The organism is Bacillus sp. BF2-3, assembly GCF_008368795.1.
GTDB lineage: Bacteria > Bacillota > Bacilli > Bacillales > Bacillaceae_G > Bacillus_A > Bacillus_A cereus.
Map to the genome: position 1 here is coordinate 1 of NZ_QOSA01000059.1, position 18,603 is coordinate 18,603.

Genomic DNA, 18,603 nt, shown 5'->3' on the forward strand with positions numbered 1-18,603 from the left:
TTTAGCTTTTGCTATTTCTTTTGCTTTTTCTTCTTCTTTAACTTTTACTTCTTCTTTAGCCTTTACTATTTCTTGCGCTTTCTCTTCTTCTTTAGCTTTTACTTCTTCTTTAGCCTTTACTATTTCTTGCGCTTTCTCTTCTTCTTTAACTTTTACTTCTTCTTTAATTTTTGCCTCTTCTTTAGCCTTTGCTATTTCTTGCGCTTTTTCTTCTTCTTTAACTTTTACTTCTTCTTTAATTTTTGCCTCTTCTTTAGGTTTTACCATTTCTTGCGCTTTCTCTTCTTCTTTAACTTTTACTACTTTTGCCTCTTCTTTAGGCTTTACTATTTCTTGTGCTTTCGTTGTTTCTTTCGCTTTTGCTACTTTCTGCGTCTTTATTTCTTTCTTTTCTTTAACTGATTTTTGTACTTTCGCTACTTGCTTCGTTTTCTCTTCAGTTTTCTTTTCAGTTGGTGCTGTACTTGATAGGAAAGAAACGTTTGCATAAGCAGTTTTTCCTTTATACTCAAATTGCAGCCATCCGTCTTTTACTTGATGCGTTGATTCAATTACATCATCTTTTTTTAGTCTGCCAAGAATTTCTGAATCCGTGTTTGCTTCAGTACGTACATTTAACAAATTCGCCGTTACATGATATACATCTTTTGTAAACTCCGAACTTACAAACACTTCTTTACCATTCAACTCAATTTTTGACCAGCCATCTTCGGTATTTATGACTTTTAACTCTTGCCCATTCTTTACTTTTTCGACCACTTTTGATTCTGTAGTCGGTTTTTCACGTACGTTAAGTACATCTGCTGTTACGATTGTTTCTGCGGTAGCAGTTGTGGTAAACGCTCCTAATCCAAAAACAGTTGCTGTTGCTGCGCCAATTACTTTTTTCATATTAGCCTCCATTAAATTTTTTTGAATTTTATCAAATGCCTCCGTAAAATTGTATAATTTTACATAATATCAAAACATTTGCAACAGTATATTAATACGGCTTAATATACTGTTATTAAAAATCCTCACTTCAATACTAACAAATTCTTATTTCTAATTCTATATATTATAAATCTCCTTATCTTTTATAAAAGCTCCATGCCCTTCTTCACACTAAATAGTTGTGGCAATTCCCGCCAAAAATAAACTTACGATTGCTAAAATTTGAGTAGCGACTATAGCCCCTCTTAAATGAAACTTATAATCTTTATATCCTTTCATACCTTCCGTACTAGGAATCACAACAAACCTTGGAGTAATCCAGCAAAAAATTAGCCAATCAATTATAAGTAAATCTACTAAATTGAAAATCATTAAAATACCAAAAGTGTGTAAATAGGCATCCATATACATTAACTTTTCATGCTTATGTAGTATATATGTAGAAACGAAAGGACTACCGAAAAGAATAGTATTATATACAATATTAAAATAAATGGTTTGCTTTTTTTCATGAATCGATTTTGGAAAAACTACTTTTTGAATATCTTTCGGATAATCAGTTAAAGAAAGTCGTGGATTATAATATAAGGACCCTAAAATCATTACGGATAGTACAATAGACATGATGACACCAACGTACATCATTTGCTCAAATTGATTCATAAGCTTCATTCACCCTTTTCTGTAATTACTATGATGGTCATTCACTTAATTACATATTGTATGTACGTACATAATCAAAAATTAACAACTAGCTTTAATAGCGAAGCAAAATTGTTGCAATGCAAATTTAATACAGTGGAAGCCTAATTGATACAGATAGGATTGGTGAAACCTATGAAAATTGAACATATTGCAATTTGGGCAAATGACTTAGAATGTATGCGTGATTTTTATATGAAATACTTTAATGGTAAAGCAAACTCTTTATATTATAATAAAACGAAACAATTTGAATCTTATTTTATTACGTTCGAATCTGGAGCAAGACTTGAACTTATGCGTAAAAAAGGGATTGAAAATAAGCCTAATTTAAACATAACTGGCTATGCTCATATGGCTTTTTCTGTCGGTAGTGAAGAACGTGTGAATGAACTGACAAAGGTGATAAAAGATGCTGGTTATCCTTTATTAAATGGACCACGTTTTACTGGAGATGGCTATTATGAAAGTGTAATAGGCGATCCAGAAGGCAATCAAATAGAAATTACGATTTAACTTACCCTTTTCCACCACCTCCGTATTTTTCCACGGATTAGGCGGTGCTGTTGCTGAGGTGCCAAATGAGGCAACTGCTTACTTTTACCGAAAAGCACTATCAAACATGTCAATATTCGCTACTTGGGAGCAACCAGAAGGTGCCGCTGGAAGTATTCGATGGGTTGAAGACTTCCGCTTAGCGATGCTTCCATTTACAAAAGGTGTCTACGTTAATACGCCTGACCTATCCATTAAAAATTGGCCAGATGCATACTTCAGTTGCAACTTTGACCGATTAATGAAAGTAAAAGCGAAATATGATCCGAAAAATGTCTTTAACTTTCCGCAAAGTATTCCGCTTTTTTAACTGTTTAAATATTTTTTCAAACTGCTAAATAAACATTCATTTTATATTGTTTATTTAGCAGTTTAGTATAAAGACTCTTTTGTTTACATAATAATATTAAGGATTATAAGATATTACTCTTTTACTTCTCTTTTTACTTATAATTACTCTTCCTATATTAAAAGCAAAAGCGATAAAAAAGATAATACTACCCATTAGAAACACTTCATTATAACTACGAATAATTCCTTGCTTATATTTCTCCTTTAGTTGTTTGTAAATCTTGCTCTCCTCATCAGTTTTTAATACTATCTGTTGTTTTTTATTTATTGCTTGCAATACTTTTTCCCTTTCTAAATTTGACAAATCACTTTTTTTAATCACCGTCACTACTTCCCTATTTATCTTCTCTTTTTCAACTAACAACTGATGATTCAGAAACATCACCAGTATTGCTACCCCAACAATACTTCCAACTGTTCTAGAAATATTACATACACTTGCAGCAACACCTGACTTTTCAATCGGTACACTTAAAACTGCTGTTGTTGTATACGGTGCTAATGTGCACCCAGTTCCAATCCCAACGATTATTAATCGCCAAATATAATCCCATGTAGTAAAATTTGAATCTATTTGACTAAATAAATATGATGCTACGATAAATGTTAATAGCCCTATACTACCTACTAATGAGCTTCCCCGATTTGCTGCAATTGGTGTTACGATTACTGTAACAAGCATTGAAACAATCGCTAGTGTGCTAATTATTAAACCTGACTGTAATTCAGACATACCTTCTACTTGAACGAAATAAAAAGCAAGTATAAACAAAAAGTTCATTAATCCCATTCCAACAAAGAATAAAGAAAAATTCGAAATTGAAAACTCTTTATTTGTGAATAACTTTAATGGCAACATTGGATTTTCACTTTTCTTTTCAATGATAAAAAATAATATAAAACCTATGAGTGAGAGCATAAAAAGAAGTATTAAGCTTATCGTGCTTAAATGGTTTGTATTTACTTGTATGAGTGCATATACAAGTAAGCATAGTGCAGATGCAGAAGTAATCATACCTGCCCAATCTATTTTAGAGCTTGCAGCATGATCATAGGATTCCTTAATACAAAGAATCACGAAGATGAAAGATAATATACCAACTGGAACATTAATAAAGAACACCCAGCTCCAATTCAATTTGTCAGTTAAAATGCCTCCAAGTGAAGGGCCAATTGCCGCTGCTAATCCCCCAAAAGCTCCCATGATGCCTCCTATCATACCTTGTTTCTCTCTCGGTACTAAATTAAGACCTAGCGGCATAGCAACTGGTACGATAACTGCTGCGGAAATTCCTTGTATTATCCTAAAAGCTACTAATGTATGAAAAGAAGTGGCTATACCACACATAAACGAACTAATAGAAAATCCCAATAAACCAATAATATATAGCTTCTTGCGACCAAACTGATCCGCCAGACGTGCTGCAATTAATAAACACGATACAAAGGCAACATTATAAGTATTAGCAACCCAAGAAATTGTATCAATTGAAGTATGAAATGTCTTTGTCATTTCTGGTAATGTGATATTCACAATATTTGAATCTAAAATCGCCATAAAAAATCCTGCAATTAAAGCTATTAATGCAAATTTATTCCTCATTTCTGCCACCCTTATTCGTTTTATTGATTTAAAATGCCACTCACAAATAAACTTACACATGTCTCTATATACTCTTCTAATTGAATTTCTTCTTCCGATATACTTACATTCATAATGTATAAAAACAATTGTCCATAAAACATATTCGCTATCAAACGGTAATTACAGGTAGAAATGTGTCCCTTCTCACCAAGTTGCTTTAAATATTTTTCTAAGTGATTCACTAGATGTGAATTCAACTCATGTAGTAATGCTTTCATCTCACTATTTTGTCTTGATTCTATTAATGCAGCCCAAATATAATTTAGCTTTGGTAAATTGGTTTGAATATATGTTTCCGCCACTTTCGTAAGGTCCTTATGTAAATCACCAGTAAATTGCTCTTCTATTTCCTCTAGCAAAGCAACTGGTGTCGTCCGTAAAATAATACTCTCCCTAAAAAGATTTTCCTTATTTTTAAAATTACGGAATATCGTTAATTCGCTTACTCCTGCTTTTTCTGCCACTTCACGAATGGTTGTCGCTGTATACCCCTTTTCCCCGAATAATAAAGTAGCAGCTTCCATAACTTTTTCTCGTGCTGTTAATTTCCCCATCTATATTCCTCCATTCAATATGTAAGTAAGTAATTACTAACATATTATCACAAAAGAAAAATGAAAGTAACTAGTTACTTTCATTTTCTGGAATTTCATTATCTAATTTCTTGAAAATAAAAATTTCTCAAATATTAACAAATCGTCTCATTTCCAATCTTCCAGCTAAACCATCTCCCGTGCCCTTCTGTTTCTCCAACCGTTTCACGATATTCGTTTCCGTTAATATAATAATCAATATGAAGGTCACGATCCCACATGTTGTTATACAGGTGGAATACATCACGTTTTGCGCCAATTTCTTGTATTTGTTTTTCTAACTTATGTTTTACTTGTTCTGGTATTTGATTTGCAACATGTGTATGGAAAATACAAATAACAGCTTCTTCACTTATTTGTTCAATAATAGATGATAATAGCTCTACACCGTCTCCTTCTATTAATTGGACAGATTCATTTTTCACTAAAGATGCAGCTTGATCAAACATCTCAAGCCTTTCTTTATGTTCTGGCCAAATTAAAGCACGTAACCATAAATAATCTTCCTCATTATGTAAATCATTCACATGTAAGTCCAGTCCAATTCTTTCTACGACAGATGGGCTTTCTTTTAGAAAATGCGGCACATTTTCCCCTCTTATTTCAGAAGTTACATGCACATTTGAATTTATATTTCCGTACATTTCATCCGTCCCGTACGAATAACTATATTGGTCCCAGAACAGTTGCAACCCAGAACTTGTCCCAATTTCAATTAACGCTAACGGCTTCTTCACTTTGTTAAATATGTAGCAGAAACTTGGGTATAAGTATGCGCACCGTCTTACTTCATTTGTTTGAACCAGTTTCGTTTGTAACAAAGTAATGATTTCTTCTCGGTACTCTTTACAGAAATCTTTAAAATGATTAAAAGCTTTATCTAAATTTGTATCAGCATTTTCAACTAAACTACTATAATACGTTTTTAAATGATGTTCTTTCCCTGCTAGCAATAAATAATGTACTGCACCTAATAGTAAGTTTGGGACTGGTTGACCTACCTGAGCATAGGACGATAGTGTAAGTACTTCCTCATCTTCAGCAATTTTCATTGATAAATATTCATATAAATCACTTGACCCTTTACATTCCTTTATTGAAAAGTTTCGAAATAAGTTTGAAATTTGTTCTTTTGTACACATTAGAGTCCCTCCTTTTTATTTTTCAGAATAATCTTACCATTATAGAAAGAATAATCCTATAAAAAGGTACTCGATTTAGTCACTTAAGGATACGTAAGCTTTTTCGAGATAATTTCAAACTGTAATTTTTTTCTATTTATCACCTTAAAAGAGCTTGTTAAATAAGATTTTTAGCGAATAAAACGTTAAATAGTTTAAAATTATCAGATAACACTAGATATTTTAGTCTATTAATTATTATAATAGAGTATGAGATGGTTATATAATTGAGACAAAAAAGGTATACACCTAGGTGGGGCCTAGGCGGTGTTTCTCTTTTACGGCTTAGACATAGAAAACACCTACACTTTTTTGCCAATATAGGGGATGGAGAGATTATCATGAGCAACATGCAGCAAAAAACAGACGTTATCTTAATTGGTGCAGGAATTATGAGTGCAACGTTAGGCTCATTACTAAAAGAATTAGCACCAGAATGGGAAATTAAAGTTTTTGAAAAACTCGCAAGTGCCGGGGAAGAAAGCTCTAACGAATGGAATAATGCAGGTACAGGGCATTCTGCGCTATGCGAACTGAACTATACTTCCGAAAAAGCTGACGGATCTATAGATATTAGTAAGGCTGTAAAAGTGAATGAGCAATTCCAGCTTTCAAGACAATTTTGGGCATATCTTGTAAAGAGCAAATTAATTCGTAATCCACAAGATTTTATTATGCCACTACCTCATATGAGTTTAGTACAAGGGGAAAAAAATGTTGAGTTTCTAAAAAACCGTTTTGAAGCGCTTTCAAAAAATCCACTGTTTCAAGGAATGGAATTTTCTGATGCTCCTGAAACATTAAAAAAATGGCTTCCACTCATTATGGAAGGCCGCACATCTAATGAACCGATGGCGGCAACGAAGATTGACTCTGGAACAGATGTTAACTTCGGTGCATTAACACGTATGTTATTTGATTACTTAAAAACAAAAAATGTCGAGCTAAACTACAAGCATAGTGTCGAAAATATTAAGCGCACGAAAAATGGTTTGTGGGAAGTAAAAGTACACGATATGAATAGTGGTAAAATTGAGCATCATACTGCTAAATTCGTCTTTATTGGCGGCGGTGGCGGTAGCCTACCTCTACTTCAAAAGACTGGTATCCCTGAATCAAAACATATCGGTGGATTCCCGGTAAGTGGACTATTTATGGTATGTAAAAACCAAAAAGTTGTAGAGCAACATCATGCGAAAGTGTACGGTAAAGCTAAGGTTGGTGCTCCGCCAATGTCTGTACCTCATCTAGATACGAGATATATAGACAATAAAAAAGCTTTACTGTTTGGACCATTCGCAGGCTTCTCACCTAAATTCTTAAAAACAGGTTCAAATCTTGACTTAATCGGTTCTGTAAAACCGAATAACGTCTTAACGATGTTAGCCGCTGGTGTAAAAGAAATGGGACTTACAAAATACTTAATTCAGCAAGTTATGTTATCACATGAAAAACGTATGGAAGAATTACGCGAATTCATTCCGAACGCGAAAAGTGAAGATTGGGATATTGTAGTTGCTGGGCAACGTGTACAAGTAATTAAAGATACTGATGCTGGTGGTAAAGGGACACTTCAATTTGGTACAGAAGTAGTAAGTGCAGCTGACGGCTCAATCGCCGCATTACTAGGCGCATCACCAGGTGCTTCTACTGCTGTTCACGTCATGCTTGAAGTATTAGAAAAATGTTTCCCAAGCCGCATGATAGAATGGGAAGAAAAAATAAAAGAAATGATTCCTTCATATGGCATTTCACTAACTGAAAATCCAAGATTGTTCCAAGATCTTCACACTTCTACTGGTCGTACACTTGGATTAAACGAAAAAGAAACTGTTCATAATTAATGAAGAAATAAAAAAACGTCCGATATATTCGGACGTTTTTTTGTCTACTAAAAATTATACTTATCAATATTATCTTTCGTAAATACAACTCGTTCTGGTAATACGATAATTCCATTCCCTTCTGCCTCATAATCATATCCTTGAATGGAGTTTGGCTCTACCTTCACTTTTCCAATTCCTTTTACTTCGAAGCTATCCCCTACTTTTAACTTCTTCCCTTTTACAACAATTTCATTTGCTACATACGTTGCGAGAGCACCTTGTTGTTTTACATCCCATAAACCAAATTGTGCTACTGTTCCTCGTTTTACGTAATCACGCATAACGTTTGGTGTAGAGAAGCCAGTTACGACAACCTTTTTATCCATTTTTAAATTTTCAGCTGCTTGTGCCATTGCCGGAAGTGCCGTTGCATCTGGACAAATGACTGCATTAATATCAGGATACGTTTTTAAAATATTCTCTCCTACTGACAAAGACTTTTGCGCATTATTTTCACCGTACTGCGTCGTTACAATTTCCCAGTTCGGATATTTCTTTTTAATAATTTCTTTCGCTTTCGTTACCCATTGGTTTTGATCCGTTACTGTCGGGCTAGAATAAAAGAAGGCTACTTTTCCTTTATCTCCAATTTGCTTTGAAGTCATTTCTATTAATAAATTAGCAAGTTGGTCTGGTGTTCCTTGGCTGATATAAAAAGAACGATCTTTCGGATTCACATCAGAATCCCATGTTAACACCGTCATCCCTTTTTTCTTAGCACGTTGCAGTGATTGCGATAACCCATCCACTGACGTAGATGAAACCATAATCGCATCATAGTTTTGATTAATGAAATTGTTTATATATTTAACTTGCCCTGAAACACTCGCTTCAGACGGTCCATCATACTTCACTTGCACGCCTAACTTATCTCCCATCTCTTTTGCCCCTTCACCACCCGATGTGAAGAAACCAACTCCTGTTAATTTCGGAATAAATGCAAATTTCACATCATCAACCTTTTTCTTATCTGCTGTTTGGCTAGAACACGCAATCAAACCGATTAAACAAATACATACAATCAATACAATCCCCAGTTTTCTCTTCATGACATTTCCCCCTTATGCAAATTCTTTCTTTTCTCCGCTAAGAATTGATGTAATTTGAAATGTCTCATAATAACTGAAAGAATAAGGATAATACCTATTACTACATTGGATTGTTCATTTGTTAAACCCGTCATTTGCAAGCCATACTGCATGAGCCCAATGAAAATACTCGCCAGTACAGTACCAATAATGCTTCCTTTTCCGCCTGTAATAAGTGTACCGCCTAAGACGACTGCTGTAATGATTGGTAAAATTGTTTCACTTCCCATATCAGCACGTGCGGAACCGAAGTAGGCAGTTAAGAAAGCGCCTCCTAATCCACCTCCTAACCCTGAAAGTATGTAAGCAATAATGACTACTTTTTTCGTTTTAATCCCGGTGTATTTTGCTGTATTTTCGTTCGCACCTGTTAATTTTACATGGCGCCCGTATATAGTTCGGTGAAATAATACAGTACATAAAACTGTTAATACGATCAGTAGCCATAATAAATTCGGTATTCCTATAAAACTACCGTTTGCCAGTTGTACAAATGTGTCAGGTAAACCGCTTATTCCCTCGTACCCAGAAGCACCTGCCCCTCCTGAAATGACGAGGGCAATTCCCCCGTATAAAAACATCGTTCCGAGTGTAACGACGAGTGGTTCTACATCCGTCATTTTTATAATGAGTCCGTTTAAAGCGCCTGCTAAACAACTAATTATTAGGGCGATTATAACAACAAACAAAATAGGTATTCCGTTCATCCAAAGTACACCGATTAAGATTGAAGTGAGCCCCATTATTGAGCCGATCGATACATCAATTCCTCCTGTTACTATAACAAAAGTCATTGGTATCGCCGCAATTGCGATAAATAGGAAATCATTTGTACTAAAAAGGAGATTACTAATATTTAAGAAATCACTATTTATTAAACTAAAAAGGATGAATTCTACAAGAAGTAATACAATTAGAACCCCTTCCCATCTATATACATACTTCATAGATTCATCCTCCTTTCTGCCTTCCACTTTTTCATAACACTATCTAATATGATGATAAGTAATAATAAAAAACCTGAAATAGCATTATTCCAAAATGCTGGTATTTTTAAAAAGACGAGTGAGCTACTTATTGTTTCTAAAAATAACGCTCCTAATGCAGCTCCAAATAAAGATCCTGTTCCTCCTTTTAAATGAATTCCTCCTAGTACAGCGGCTGCGATTACTTGTAATTCTAATCCTGTACCTGTTTGATTTGGCACGAAACCGATATTCATAACAAATATGCAACCAGCGAGCGCAGCGCTTATGCCTGAAATCATAAACGCATATATCTTCACTTTATTTACAGGTATACCAATAAGCCTCGCGCCATCTTCATTATCACCTACCGCATAAAAGTATCTTCCCAATGGCACTTTTCTTAAAAAGAAGTATAGTAGTAGTAAAATAATAAGAACGAACCATACAGTTATAGGTAAACCAAGAATGATGATAGATGACAGCTGCTTAAAATCGTTTGGAATATCTTCAATCCACTTCCCGCCTGTGAAAATTAACATTGTACCTCTAATAATTCCTAACATGCCTAATGTCATAATAATGGCTGGTACCCGAAACTTCGCAACTCCAATACCATTTACGAAACCAATAATGGCCCCAAGTATAATAGCTACAAATATCGACAAGAATGTACTATACCCATTCGTTAACATCATTCCGCAAACTGCTGCACTTAACCCCATGCTTGAACCAACTGATACATCTATATTTTTCGTAAATAAGACGAACGATTGACCGATTGCTAGCACGACTAAAATAACGCTTGATTTCATCAGTAAAGATAACGAGTTAAATTGAATAAAACTAGGGTTTATCATTCCTACAATAGCTATATAAATTAGTAGTAACAGTATGATAGACGTTTCATGCATTTTTAACATATGTTTCATTCCGCTACACCTCCGTATGCAAGGCGTGTAACTTCATTCACACTCAGTTGTTCTTTTTCCATATGAGAAACAAATCGCCCATTTCTCATTACATATACACGGTTTACTAATTGGACAATTTCTTCAACATCTGAAGAGATTAATAAAATTGCGAGTCCTTCCCTTTTCATTTTTTTTATCGTCTCATACACTTCAAGCCTTGCTTTCGCATCAATTCCGCGAGTCGGCTCATCAAGAATAATAATTTTAGGATTACATGCAAGATACTTCGCAAGCACGACCTTCTGCTGATTACCTCCTGATAAAGATGCCAGTTCTTTATTCATATTCTGTACAACAATTCGGAACTGTTCTATAAACGAATTAACTAAAGCGCTTTCTTTTTCTTGATTTATAAAAAAGCGATTATTTTGATATAAACTTGCTGCTGCAATATTTTCTTTAACAGAAGCAATTGAGAAAATTCCATTCCTCGCCCTATCCTCTGGCACATAAACTAGTCCTTCGTCTAGCCTTTTATGCAAAGAACACGTATCAATTGATTTTCCACCCAATAAGATAGACCCTGATTTTATAGTTTTCAATCCAAATATCGCTTCTGCTAATTCCGTTCTGCCAGATCCTATAATGCCAGCAACACCTACAACCTCACCCGCATGTACAGTGAATGATATATTTTCGAATGCGTGACCATTTATATCAACCACTTCTAATATTTTTTTCGTCTTTACTGTCTCTTGAACTACTTCTATTTTCTCTTTCTGTTTATATCCTTTTGGCAATAGTCCCTCCATCAGCATGTCATATGTATAGTCACATACATCACCTTGGCTTACAACCATTCCATCACGTAGTATTGCTACTTTGTTGGCAATTTCAAAGATTTCTGGAAAACGATGCGTAATATAAATCATCCCAATTCCTTTTTCTTGTAAACTTTTCATCAACACAAAAAGACTCTTAATTTCGTGTGTTGTTAATGTCGATGTTGGCTCATCTAGAATAAGAATCTCAGCTTCTCTTATTAATCCTCTAACGATTTCTACTAACTGTTGTTGCGCAATCGATAATGTTCCTCCTAGTTTATTAAGGTCAATATCCCATCCTAAGCTGCTAATCAATTGCTGAATCTGTACTTTTAGTTTCTTTTTCTTTTCTTTTAACCCGATACATATATTTTCTTCAATAGTCATATGCGGAAAAATGAGTGGTTCTTGCGGTATTAAATAAATACCTTTTCGGTGTGCTTCTGATGGATTTGAAAACTGTTGCTTCCTTCCTTTTACATACATCTCTCCATCATCATACGAATATAACCCCGTTAATATTTTCATTAATGTTGATTTCCCGGCGCCATTTCCCCCCACTAAAGCGTATATATCTCCGCGCTCTACTTGTAAGTTCACTTCTTTTAATACAAGTTGATTTAAAAACGCCTTACTCATTTTCTTTACTTGTAATAAAGGTACGTTCTCCACATGATGTCACCTGCCTTTATCCAGAACATTTTTTGAGAAAATGATTATTTGTTCTACTTGTTTTGTAGCATTGTATATTCCTTTTTTTATATCTAGAACACTTTTTTCTACGTACTATTAATCGTTTCAACTGGAATAAACAAAATATATGGTACATATGTTTAAGCTGTGGTCAATTGTTGAAAGGGATGAAGAGTATGACTCAGCTGAACTTTGAAGAAAATTTATTAACTAAAGTAGCTTGGTACTATTATAAAGACCAATTAACACAACAGGAGATCGCGTCACTTCTTCATATTTCAAGAAATAAAGTCGTCCGGTTATTAGATAAAGCGCGGAGTGAAGGTATCGTTACATTTCACGTAAAAGGGACTGGTTTGCACTGTTTAAGTATTGAGCGTGACCTAATGAAAAAATTTCACTTAAAAGATGCTTTTATTATCCCTACCCCAGTAAACAATTATCACGCTTCTCTCGGAAAAGCTGCTGCACAATATTTAGAAACTCATCTCCAGCAAGGCGATTTACTCGGTATTGGCTGGGGAGAAACAATTAGCAAAATGCTAGAAAACATTCATTTTGAAAGTTCTATCAACCTTTCAATCGTAACGCTCACAGGCGGGGTAAATCACTATCTCCCGAGAAAACAAAACTATTTACACTACATGCAAGGCGAACTTCACATTATCCCTACGCCGTTTCTAGCGTCTACAACCGAAATGGCACAAAGTATTCTATCAGAACCGAGTGTAAAAGATATGCTTCAAGTCGCTTCACTTGCTCATACGGCTGTTGTCGGTATTGGGGGATTATCTCAAGACGCTACGATTGTAAAAGAAGAAAAATTAACACTACGTGAGATGACATATATTCGTAGTCAAAACGGTGCTGGCGATATTTTAGGACAGTTTTATAATACAAATGGCGATTTATTAGAACTCTCGCATCACAATCGTCTAATTGGCACGCCCCTCTCTATTTTGCGCAATATGAAGCATGTCGTCGGTGTTGCTGGAGGTACTGAAAAGATAGATGCAATTTATGGTGCCTTAAAAGGAAAGTTTATTCATTCATTAATTACCGATGAGGAAACTGCCCTCTCCTTATTACGAAAGGATGGTGATTGTTAATGTCCCATTTATTAGCTTTCGATGCTGGTACAGGGAGCATTCGAGCAGTTCTTTTTGATTTACATGGTAATCAAATTGCAGTAAGTCAAAAAGAATGGATTCACAAATCTGACCTTCGTTATCCAGGCTCTATGAACTTTGATGTAGTAGAAAATTGGAAGCTAGTACAAGAATGTACGAAAGAGGTGCTTCAAAAAAACAACACTCCTGCCTCTTCTATTCTTGCTATTAGCGCTACAAGTATGCGAGAAGGATTTGTTTTATATGATCAAGATGGGCAAGAAATATGGGCGTGTGCAAATGTTGATGGGCGCGCATCCGTCGAAGTTAGTGAATTAAAAGAAATTCGGTCACATCTTGAAAAAGATTTATATACAAAGTCTGGTCAGACTTTTTCATTAGGTGCTTTACCACGCCTACTCTGGATAAAAAAACATGAACCCGACGTCTATAATACTATTCACTCTTTTACAATGTTAAACGATTGGATCTTATATAAATTAAGCGGAGTGCTGCAAATCGATCCTTCAAACGGATGTACGTCAGGTATTTTTGACTTACAAAATAGAGTGTGGGATAACGATGTCGCTAAGGAGTGCGGTCTATCTTTGCCATTTTCACCAACAGTAAATGAAGCTGGTACAGTAATTGGCAACGTTACAAAAGAGTGTGCAGCATTAACTGGATTACGTGAAGGGATTCCTGTCGTCGCCGGGGGTGGAGATGCTCAAATGGCATCGCTCGGAACAGGAATCGTGAAACCAAATCAAACGTTAATATGCGGGGGTAGCTTTTGGCAACAAGAAGTGAATGTTACTGAGCCAATAACAGATCCACATGCTGCGATTCGAGTAAATTGTCACGTCGTTCCGAACCTATGGCAATATGAAACAATCGCCTTTTTCCCAGGTCTCGTTATGCGCTGGTTTCGAGACGCTTTTTGCCAAGAAGAAAAGAAACTTGCTGATAAACTTGGTGTAGATGCTTATGAATTACTAGAAGAACAAGCGAAAGACGTACCTGTCGGTTCACATGGCATTATCCCTACTTTTTCAAACGTTATGAACTACATTTCTTGGCGTCATGCCGCACCTTCATTCTTAAATTTAAGTTTAGACGCTGACAAATGCGGAAAAAAAGAACTGTTTCGTGCTATTGAAGAAAATGCAGCCTTCATTACACTTGGAAACTTAAAATTAATAAAAAATCTAACTGGCACATTCCCTTCTGAAGTTATTTTTGCTGGCGGTGCCGCTAAAGGAAAACTATGGCCACAAATTCTATCAGACGTACTCGGTATTCCTGTAAAAGTACCTGTTGTGAAAGAAGCAGCTGCTTTAGGAACTGCGATTGCTGCTGGAGTTGGTGCTGGCATATATTCATCTATGGAAGAGACTGCCGAACAATTTGTACAGTGGGAAAATACATTTGAACCAATCACTGAAAATCACGAGCTATACAAAGAATTCTATGAAACATGGAAAACCGTATATAGCAGTCAGCTCGCTTTAGCTGATAAAGGACTTACAACACATATGTGGATTGCACCTGGTGCACTGTAACTCATTTACATAAAGGAGTGAACTGTATGTTAAAAGCGAATGAAAATGATTTCTCCTATCGCTTCGGTGATAACGGGCCGAAATATTTAATACAAGGCCCGAATATTGATCTTGGTCTTGTTGTCATTCAGCCTGGGCAAGAATTTCAAAATCATTACCATACAACGTGTGAAGAAGTTTTTTATGCGTTAGAAGGTGAAATAGACTTCTATGTAAATAACGAAAGAGTTCCGATTAAACAAGGTGATGTCCTGCAAGTTCGCCCTCATGAATCTCACTATCTGATTAACCATTCTGACAAACCTTTTAAAGCTGTTTTTATAAAGTCACCACATTTACCAAATAAAGATACGGTACAAACGGAAAATCCAACATTAACGAAGGAGTGATTTTGAATGACTTGGGGATTTAAAAATCGATTAAATACAATTTTACCTGATGGTAGAGCGGTTATGTTAGCAATAGATCACGGTTATTTCTTAGGACCAATTCACGGACTAGAACAACCACTTGAAACAGTTAAAAACTTACTTCCTTATACAGACTCCCTCTTTTTAACACGCGGTGTACTTAGCTCCTGCATTCCTGAAAACTGCAACACACCGATGGTTATGCGTGTATCTGGTGGCGCTACTGTCGTCGGTAAAGATTTAGCGAATGAAACAATTGTTACACCTGTGAAGGAAGCAGTGAAGCAAAACGCAATTGGCGTTGGCGTTTCTGTTTTTGTCGGATCAGACTATGAAACACAAACTGTTACAAATCTCGCAAATGTAGTTTCTGAAGCTCATGATTACGGCCTACCAGTACTCGGCATTACCGCAGTCGCAAAGGAATTACAAAAACGTGAAGCTCGCTTTCTAGCACTTGCTTCCCGCGTATGTGTTGAAATGGGTGCTGATATTATTAAAACGTATTACTGCGAAGGATTCGAAAAAATAACGAGCACATGCCCTGCCCCAGTCGTCATCGCGGGCGGCCCAAAACTAGATTCAATTGAAGACGCATTAAACATTACGTACAATGCATTGCAAGAAGGAGCAATTGGAGTAGACATGGGCCGAAACATATGGCAATCCGAGCACCCAGCTGCGATGATCCAAGCAATACATGGCATTGTGAAAAATGGATTGAATGTGAAAGAGGCACTTGAACTTTATGATGATGTGAAGAATTAATGTGAAAAGACAGACTATTTATTAGTCTGTCTATTTTACTTTACAGTGAAACTTTCTTAATCCGTCTTCTAATATGATACATACTTAAATTTTATACACCTTCAAATGATTACTCTTGTTGATCGCTATTAAGCTTTGAAACTTTCTTACCTTCTCTATAATCAAGACAAGACACTTCAATTAATAAGCCATTAAATACTGTAAAATAAAAACCATAACTACTACCTCGCATCGAATAAGGTTCCTTATCTATTTCAATGCCGCCTGCTACTAAACGATTATACGCTTGATCAACTTCATTTGAAGTATCCACTAAAAAACCAATATGAAAAGCTTCTGGATACATCACTTCCTTATTCCCCTTAAATGCTTTGGGGTCGCTTAGCACCAGTATAAATCCACTCTCATCACTCATTACTAATAATGCCTTTCCCTTTTGCTCTAAAAATTGAAAATCAAAAAATGTTTCAAAGAAATGTCTCGCTTCTGATAAATCATCAACACATAAATTCAAATGATTTAACTTCATTCACTCATCTCCTTTTAAGCAGAGGGTATGTAGACTCATTTTCATAACACTTAAATATGAAAGGTAAGATATTCAAGCGTTCCGTCTAAGACTATGCTTTATAAGTCTAATACTTTTCTCCATAGCCTAGAACGTTTTTTTAAATGAATGAAAGATTTCCTATCATTCCCATCCCCCCAGTCATAAAAAAGAGGATACATGATTGCTTCTACAACATGTATCCTCTACTTATATATTACGACTGTTGATAAGCCGATTTCGATGATTTCACATAATAAACTGCATGATCCACATTAATAATATGATCTGGCTTTGGTTTACCACGGCCCGCTCTATGTCCAGCTAAGTGTTCTTCACTTGTTTCCCAGTTTTTCCATGCTTCTTCAGATTCCCAGCGAATCATTACGACAACTTCTTCGTCGCCGCGTCTTACTTTTTTCACGAGAACACTTAAATCGATGAAGCCTTCAAATTTTTCAATAATACCTTCTCCAGTGAAACGTTCTACAACTATATTTGATGTACCTTCTTTTACTGTAAATGTTTTCGTTTCGATAAACATATATCCCACTCCCTCTTTGTTATACGAATACTAGTATTCTTCTATTATAATTGATTATGATAATTATTTTCAATTGTAAAGTTTTAATTTTTTGAATTATGCTGATTTCTTTTCTATCGCCTCATCTAAAAATTTGAAATATGGAAGTAACATCCCTATTAAAGATGTAACACATATAATTGCACCGATGATTACATATAGCGCTCTTACTCCCCACATTTCACTCAATATCCCCCCTACTAACACACCTAATGGCATAGCGGATCGTATAAAAAATAAACGCACTGAAAATACTTGTCCTATCATATTATTTGGGACGGTTTGTTGGCATATTGTCGTGTTATGAACATTGAAAAATGCAATACAAATCCCTGCTATTACTTCAATTATTATTGCAATGATAATACTATGATTGAATCCTAATGAAATGTATGTGAGTCCCCCTATAAACAATCCTCCAAGCATAAGTATACGCCGGCTTTTATATGTTACTTTTCCGACTAATACTGAGCCAATTACGTAGCCAAGTGGAAAACCCGCCATGAAATAACCGTACTCTGCATATCCCGCTGACAGCTCGTCTTTTATATAAGGAAGATTTGTGACCATCGTTACCCCTACTCCAAACTGCACGAAAGTAAGAAATATACCGAGCCAAACGATGATTGGTTTTGTGAAAAAATATGTAAAACCGTGAAAAAACTGTTCTAGCCACGTTTTCCGAATAGGTTGCGACGTTCTATTTTCTTTTATATAAAATAAGAAAGTGCCACTAACAAATAAACATATGCATACGAAAGATAATGTAAGTTCTGTTCCAATCAAATGAATGACTACTCCGCCTAATACTGGCGCAAGAAACATCATAAGGCGAGTCATTCCATCAATGTACGCATTTGCATCTTGAAGTTGTTCTTTCCCTACAATGCTCGGTGTAATTGCTTGACTTGCAGGTGTATAAAGTGGTGTAATAAGTCCCACTACAATTTGAACAACATAAATGTGCCAAACTTCTATACTACCCGAAACTAGCATCACCAAAGGTAATAAAAATACGGACGCTCGTATCCATTGTGAAAATATCATAATCCACTTCCGGCTCCATTTATCAATAAATGGGCCACTTATTAATTGCAATATGAGTGATGGGATGAAATATAATAACCACATACTACTTAAAGCCATTTCTGATCCTGTTAACTCATATACTAGAATTGAATTACATAACGTTCCGAAAGCCCCTCCTAATTCAGAGATTGCACTACCAATCCACATAAAAAAGAACGAACGATTTTTCAATATATTTTTCAATTTCACACACCAACTTTTCTTT

General features: G+C 35.5%; 19 protein-coding genes. 7 read left to right on the top strand and 12 right to left on the bottom strand.

Annotated elements, in window-relative coordinates:
* On the bottom strand, positions 1-891 hold an 891-nt coding region (locus DN401_RS28945), incomplete at its 3' end, for an SH3 domain-containing protein (protein ID WP_255481550.1).
* A 213-nt stretch (positions 892-1,104) separates the two neighbouring features.
* On the bottom strand, positions 1,105-1,596 hold the full coding sequence (locus DN401_RS28950; RefSeq protein WP_001071240.1) for a hypothetical protein: 492 nt from the start codon (positions 1,594-1,596) through the stop codon (positions 1,105-1,107).
* A gap of 174 nt (positions 1,597-1,770) precedes the next feature.
* Between DN401_RS28950 and DN401_RS28955 the strand changes: the two genes are divergently transcribed.
* The gene (locus DN401_RS28955; protein ID WP_000687529.1) at positions 1,771-2,151 is read left to right on the top strand and encodes a VOC family protein; all 381 of its coding nucleotides are present in this window, start codon (positions 1,771-1,773) and stop codon (positions 2,149-2,151) included.
* Between the two features lie 58 nt (positions 2,152-2,209).
* Entirely contained in the window at positions 2,210-2,500 is a 291-nt protein-coding gene (locus DN401_RS28960; protein WP_002025969.1) for a BBE domain-containing protein, read from the top strand.
* Between the two features lie 96 nt (positions 2,501-2,596).
* Here the strand turns inward: DN401_RS28960 and DN401_RS28965 are convergent, their stop codons facing one another.
* From DN401_RS28965 to DN401_RS28975, 3 genes are all read right to left on the bottom strand, one after another.
* Positions 2,597-4,144, bottom strand: a complete 1,548-nt coding sequence (locus tag DN401_RS28965) for an MFS transporter (protein WP_001244610.1) — start codon at positions 4,142-4,144, stop codon at positions 2,597-2,599.
* Between the two features lie 20 nt (positions 4,145-4,164).
* On the bottom strand, positions 4,165-4,740 hold the full coding sequence (locus tag DN401_RS28970; protein WP_000517411.1) for a TetR/AcrR family transcriptional regulator: 576 nt from the start codon (positions 4,738-4,740) through the stop codon (positions 4,165-4,167).
* A gap of 134 nt (positions 4,741-4,874) precedes the next feature.
* On the bottom strand, positions 4,875-5,921 hold the full coding sequence (locus DN401_RS28975) for a DUF2332 domain-containing protein (protein WP_098213095.1): 1,047 nt from the start codon (positions 5,919-5,921) through the stop codon (positions 4,875-4,877).
* Between the two features lie 380 nt (positions 5,922-6,301).
* On the opposite strand from DN401_RS28975, the gene DN401_RS28980 reads away from it, so the two are divergent.
* Positions 6,302-7,804 (top strand): malate:quinone oxidoreductase, encoded by a 1,503-nt coding sequence (locus DN401_RS28980; protein ID WP_000069137.1) that lies wholly within the window; start codon positions 6,302-6,304, stop codon positions 7,802-7,804.
* Positions 7,805-7,851: 47 nt separating this feature from the next.
* Here DN401_RS28980 and lsrB read toward each other — a convergent pair whose 3' ends face one another.
* The 4 genes from lsrB to DN401_RS29000 are packed head-to-tail and all read right to left on the bottom strand — an operon-like array spanning position 7,852 to position 12,309.
* Positions 7,852-8,895 carry an autoinducer 2 ABC transporter substrate-binding protein LsrB gene (gene lsrB, locus DN401_RS28985; protein WP_000823660.1) on the bottom strand — a complete coding sequence of 348 codons (1,044 nt, stop codon included), beginning with the start codon at positions 8,893-8,895 and terminating at the stop codon, positions 7,852-7,854.
* On the bottom strand, positions 8,892-9,881 hold the full coding sequence (locus DN401_RS28990; protein WP_137396539.1) for an ABC transporter permease: 990 nt from the start codon (positions 9,879-9,881) through the stop codon (positions 8,892-8,894). Before DN401_RS28990 ends, lsrB begins: the two co-directional genes overlap by 4 nt.
* The gene (locus tag DN401_RS28995; protein WP_000682147.1) at positions 9,878-10,831 is read right to left on the bottom strand and encodes an ABC transporter permease subunit; all 954 of its coding nucleotides are present in this window, start codon (positions 10,829-10,831) and stop codon (positions 9,878-9,880) included. Before DN401_RS28995 ends, DN401_RS28990 begins: the two co-directional genes overlap by 4 nt.
* A complete protein-coding gene (locus DN401_RS29000; RefSeq protein ID WP_000432617.1) occupies positions 10,828-12,309 on the bottom strand; it encodes a sugar ABC transporter ATP-binding protein in 1,482 nt (493 codons plus the stop codon). Before DN401_RS29000 ends, DN401_RS28995 begins: the two co-directional genes overlap by 4 nt.
* A 197-nt stretch (positions 12,310-12,506) precedes the next feature.
* Here DN401_RS29000 and DN401_RS29005 point away from each other — a divergent pair, with 197 nt between their 5' ends.
* The 4 genes from DN401_RS29005 to lsrF are packed head-to-tail and all read left to right on the top strand — an operon-like array spanning position 12,507 to position 16,179.
* Positions 12,507-13,439 carry a sugar-binding transcriptional regulator gene (locus tag DN401_RS29005; protein WP_000192709.1) on the top strand — a complete coding sequence of 311 codons (933 nt, stop codon included), beginning with the start codon at positions 12,507-12,509 and terminating at the stop codon, positions 13,437-13,439.
* The gene (gene lsrK, locus DN401_RS29010; RefSeq protein ID WP_000018808.1) at positions 13,439-15,001 is read left to right on the top strand and encodes an autoinducer-2 kinase; all 1,563 of its coding nucleotides are present in this window, start codon (positions 13,439-13,441) and stop codon (positions 14,999-15,001) included. Before DN401_RS29005 ends, lsrK begins: the two co-directional genes overlap by 1 nt.
* A gap of 26 nt (positions 15,002-15,027) precedes the next feature.
* Positions 15,028-15,390, top strand: coding sequence for a cupin domain-containing protein (locus DN401_RS29015; protein ID WP_000909986.1), 363 nt, complete (start codon positions 15,028-15,030; stop codon positions 15,388-15,390).
* A 6-nt stretch (positions 15,391-15,396) separates the two neighbouring features.
* The gene (lsrF, locus tag DN401_RS29020; RefSeq protein WP_000219765.1) at positions 15,397-16,179 is read left to right on the top strand and encodes a 3-hydroxy-5-phosphonooxypentane-2,4-dione thiolase; all 783 of its coding nucleotides are present in this window, start codon (positions 15,397-15,399) and stop codon (positions 16,177-16,179) included.
* A gap of 109 nt (positions 16,180-16,288) precedes the next feature.
* On the opposite strand, the gene DN401_RS29025 is transcribed toward lsrF, so the two are convergent.
* From DN401_RS29025 to DN401_RS29035, 3 genes are all read right to left on the bottom strand, one after another.
* Entirely contained in the window at positions 16,289-16,708 is a 420-nt protein-coding gene (locus DN401_RS29025; protein WP_000773073.1) for a VOC family protein, read from the bottom strand.
* Between the two features lie 235 nt (positions 16,709-16,943).
* A complete protein-coding gene (gene hmoA, locus DN401_RS29030) occupies positions 16,944-17,270 on the bottom strand; it encodes a heme-degrading monooxygenase HmoA (RefSeq protein ID WP_000469498.1) in 327 nt (108 codons plus the stop codon).
* 96 nt (positions 17,271-17,366) lie between these two features.
* Positions 17,367-18,587 (bottom strand): MFS transporter, encoded by a 1,221-nt coding sequence (locus DN401_RS29035; RefSeq protein WP_000769173.1) that lies wholly within the window; start codon positions 18,585-18,587, stop codon positions 17,367-17,369.
* Between the last annotated feature and the right edge of the window lie 16 nt (positions 18,588-18,603).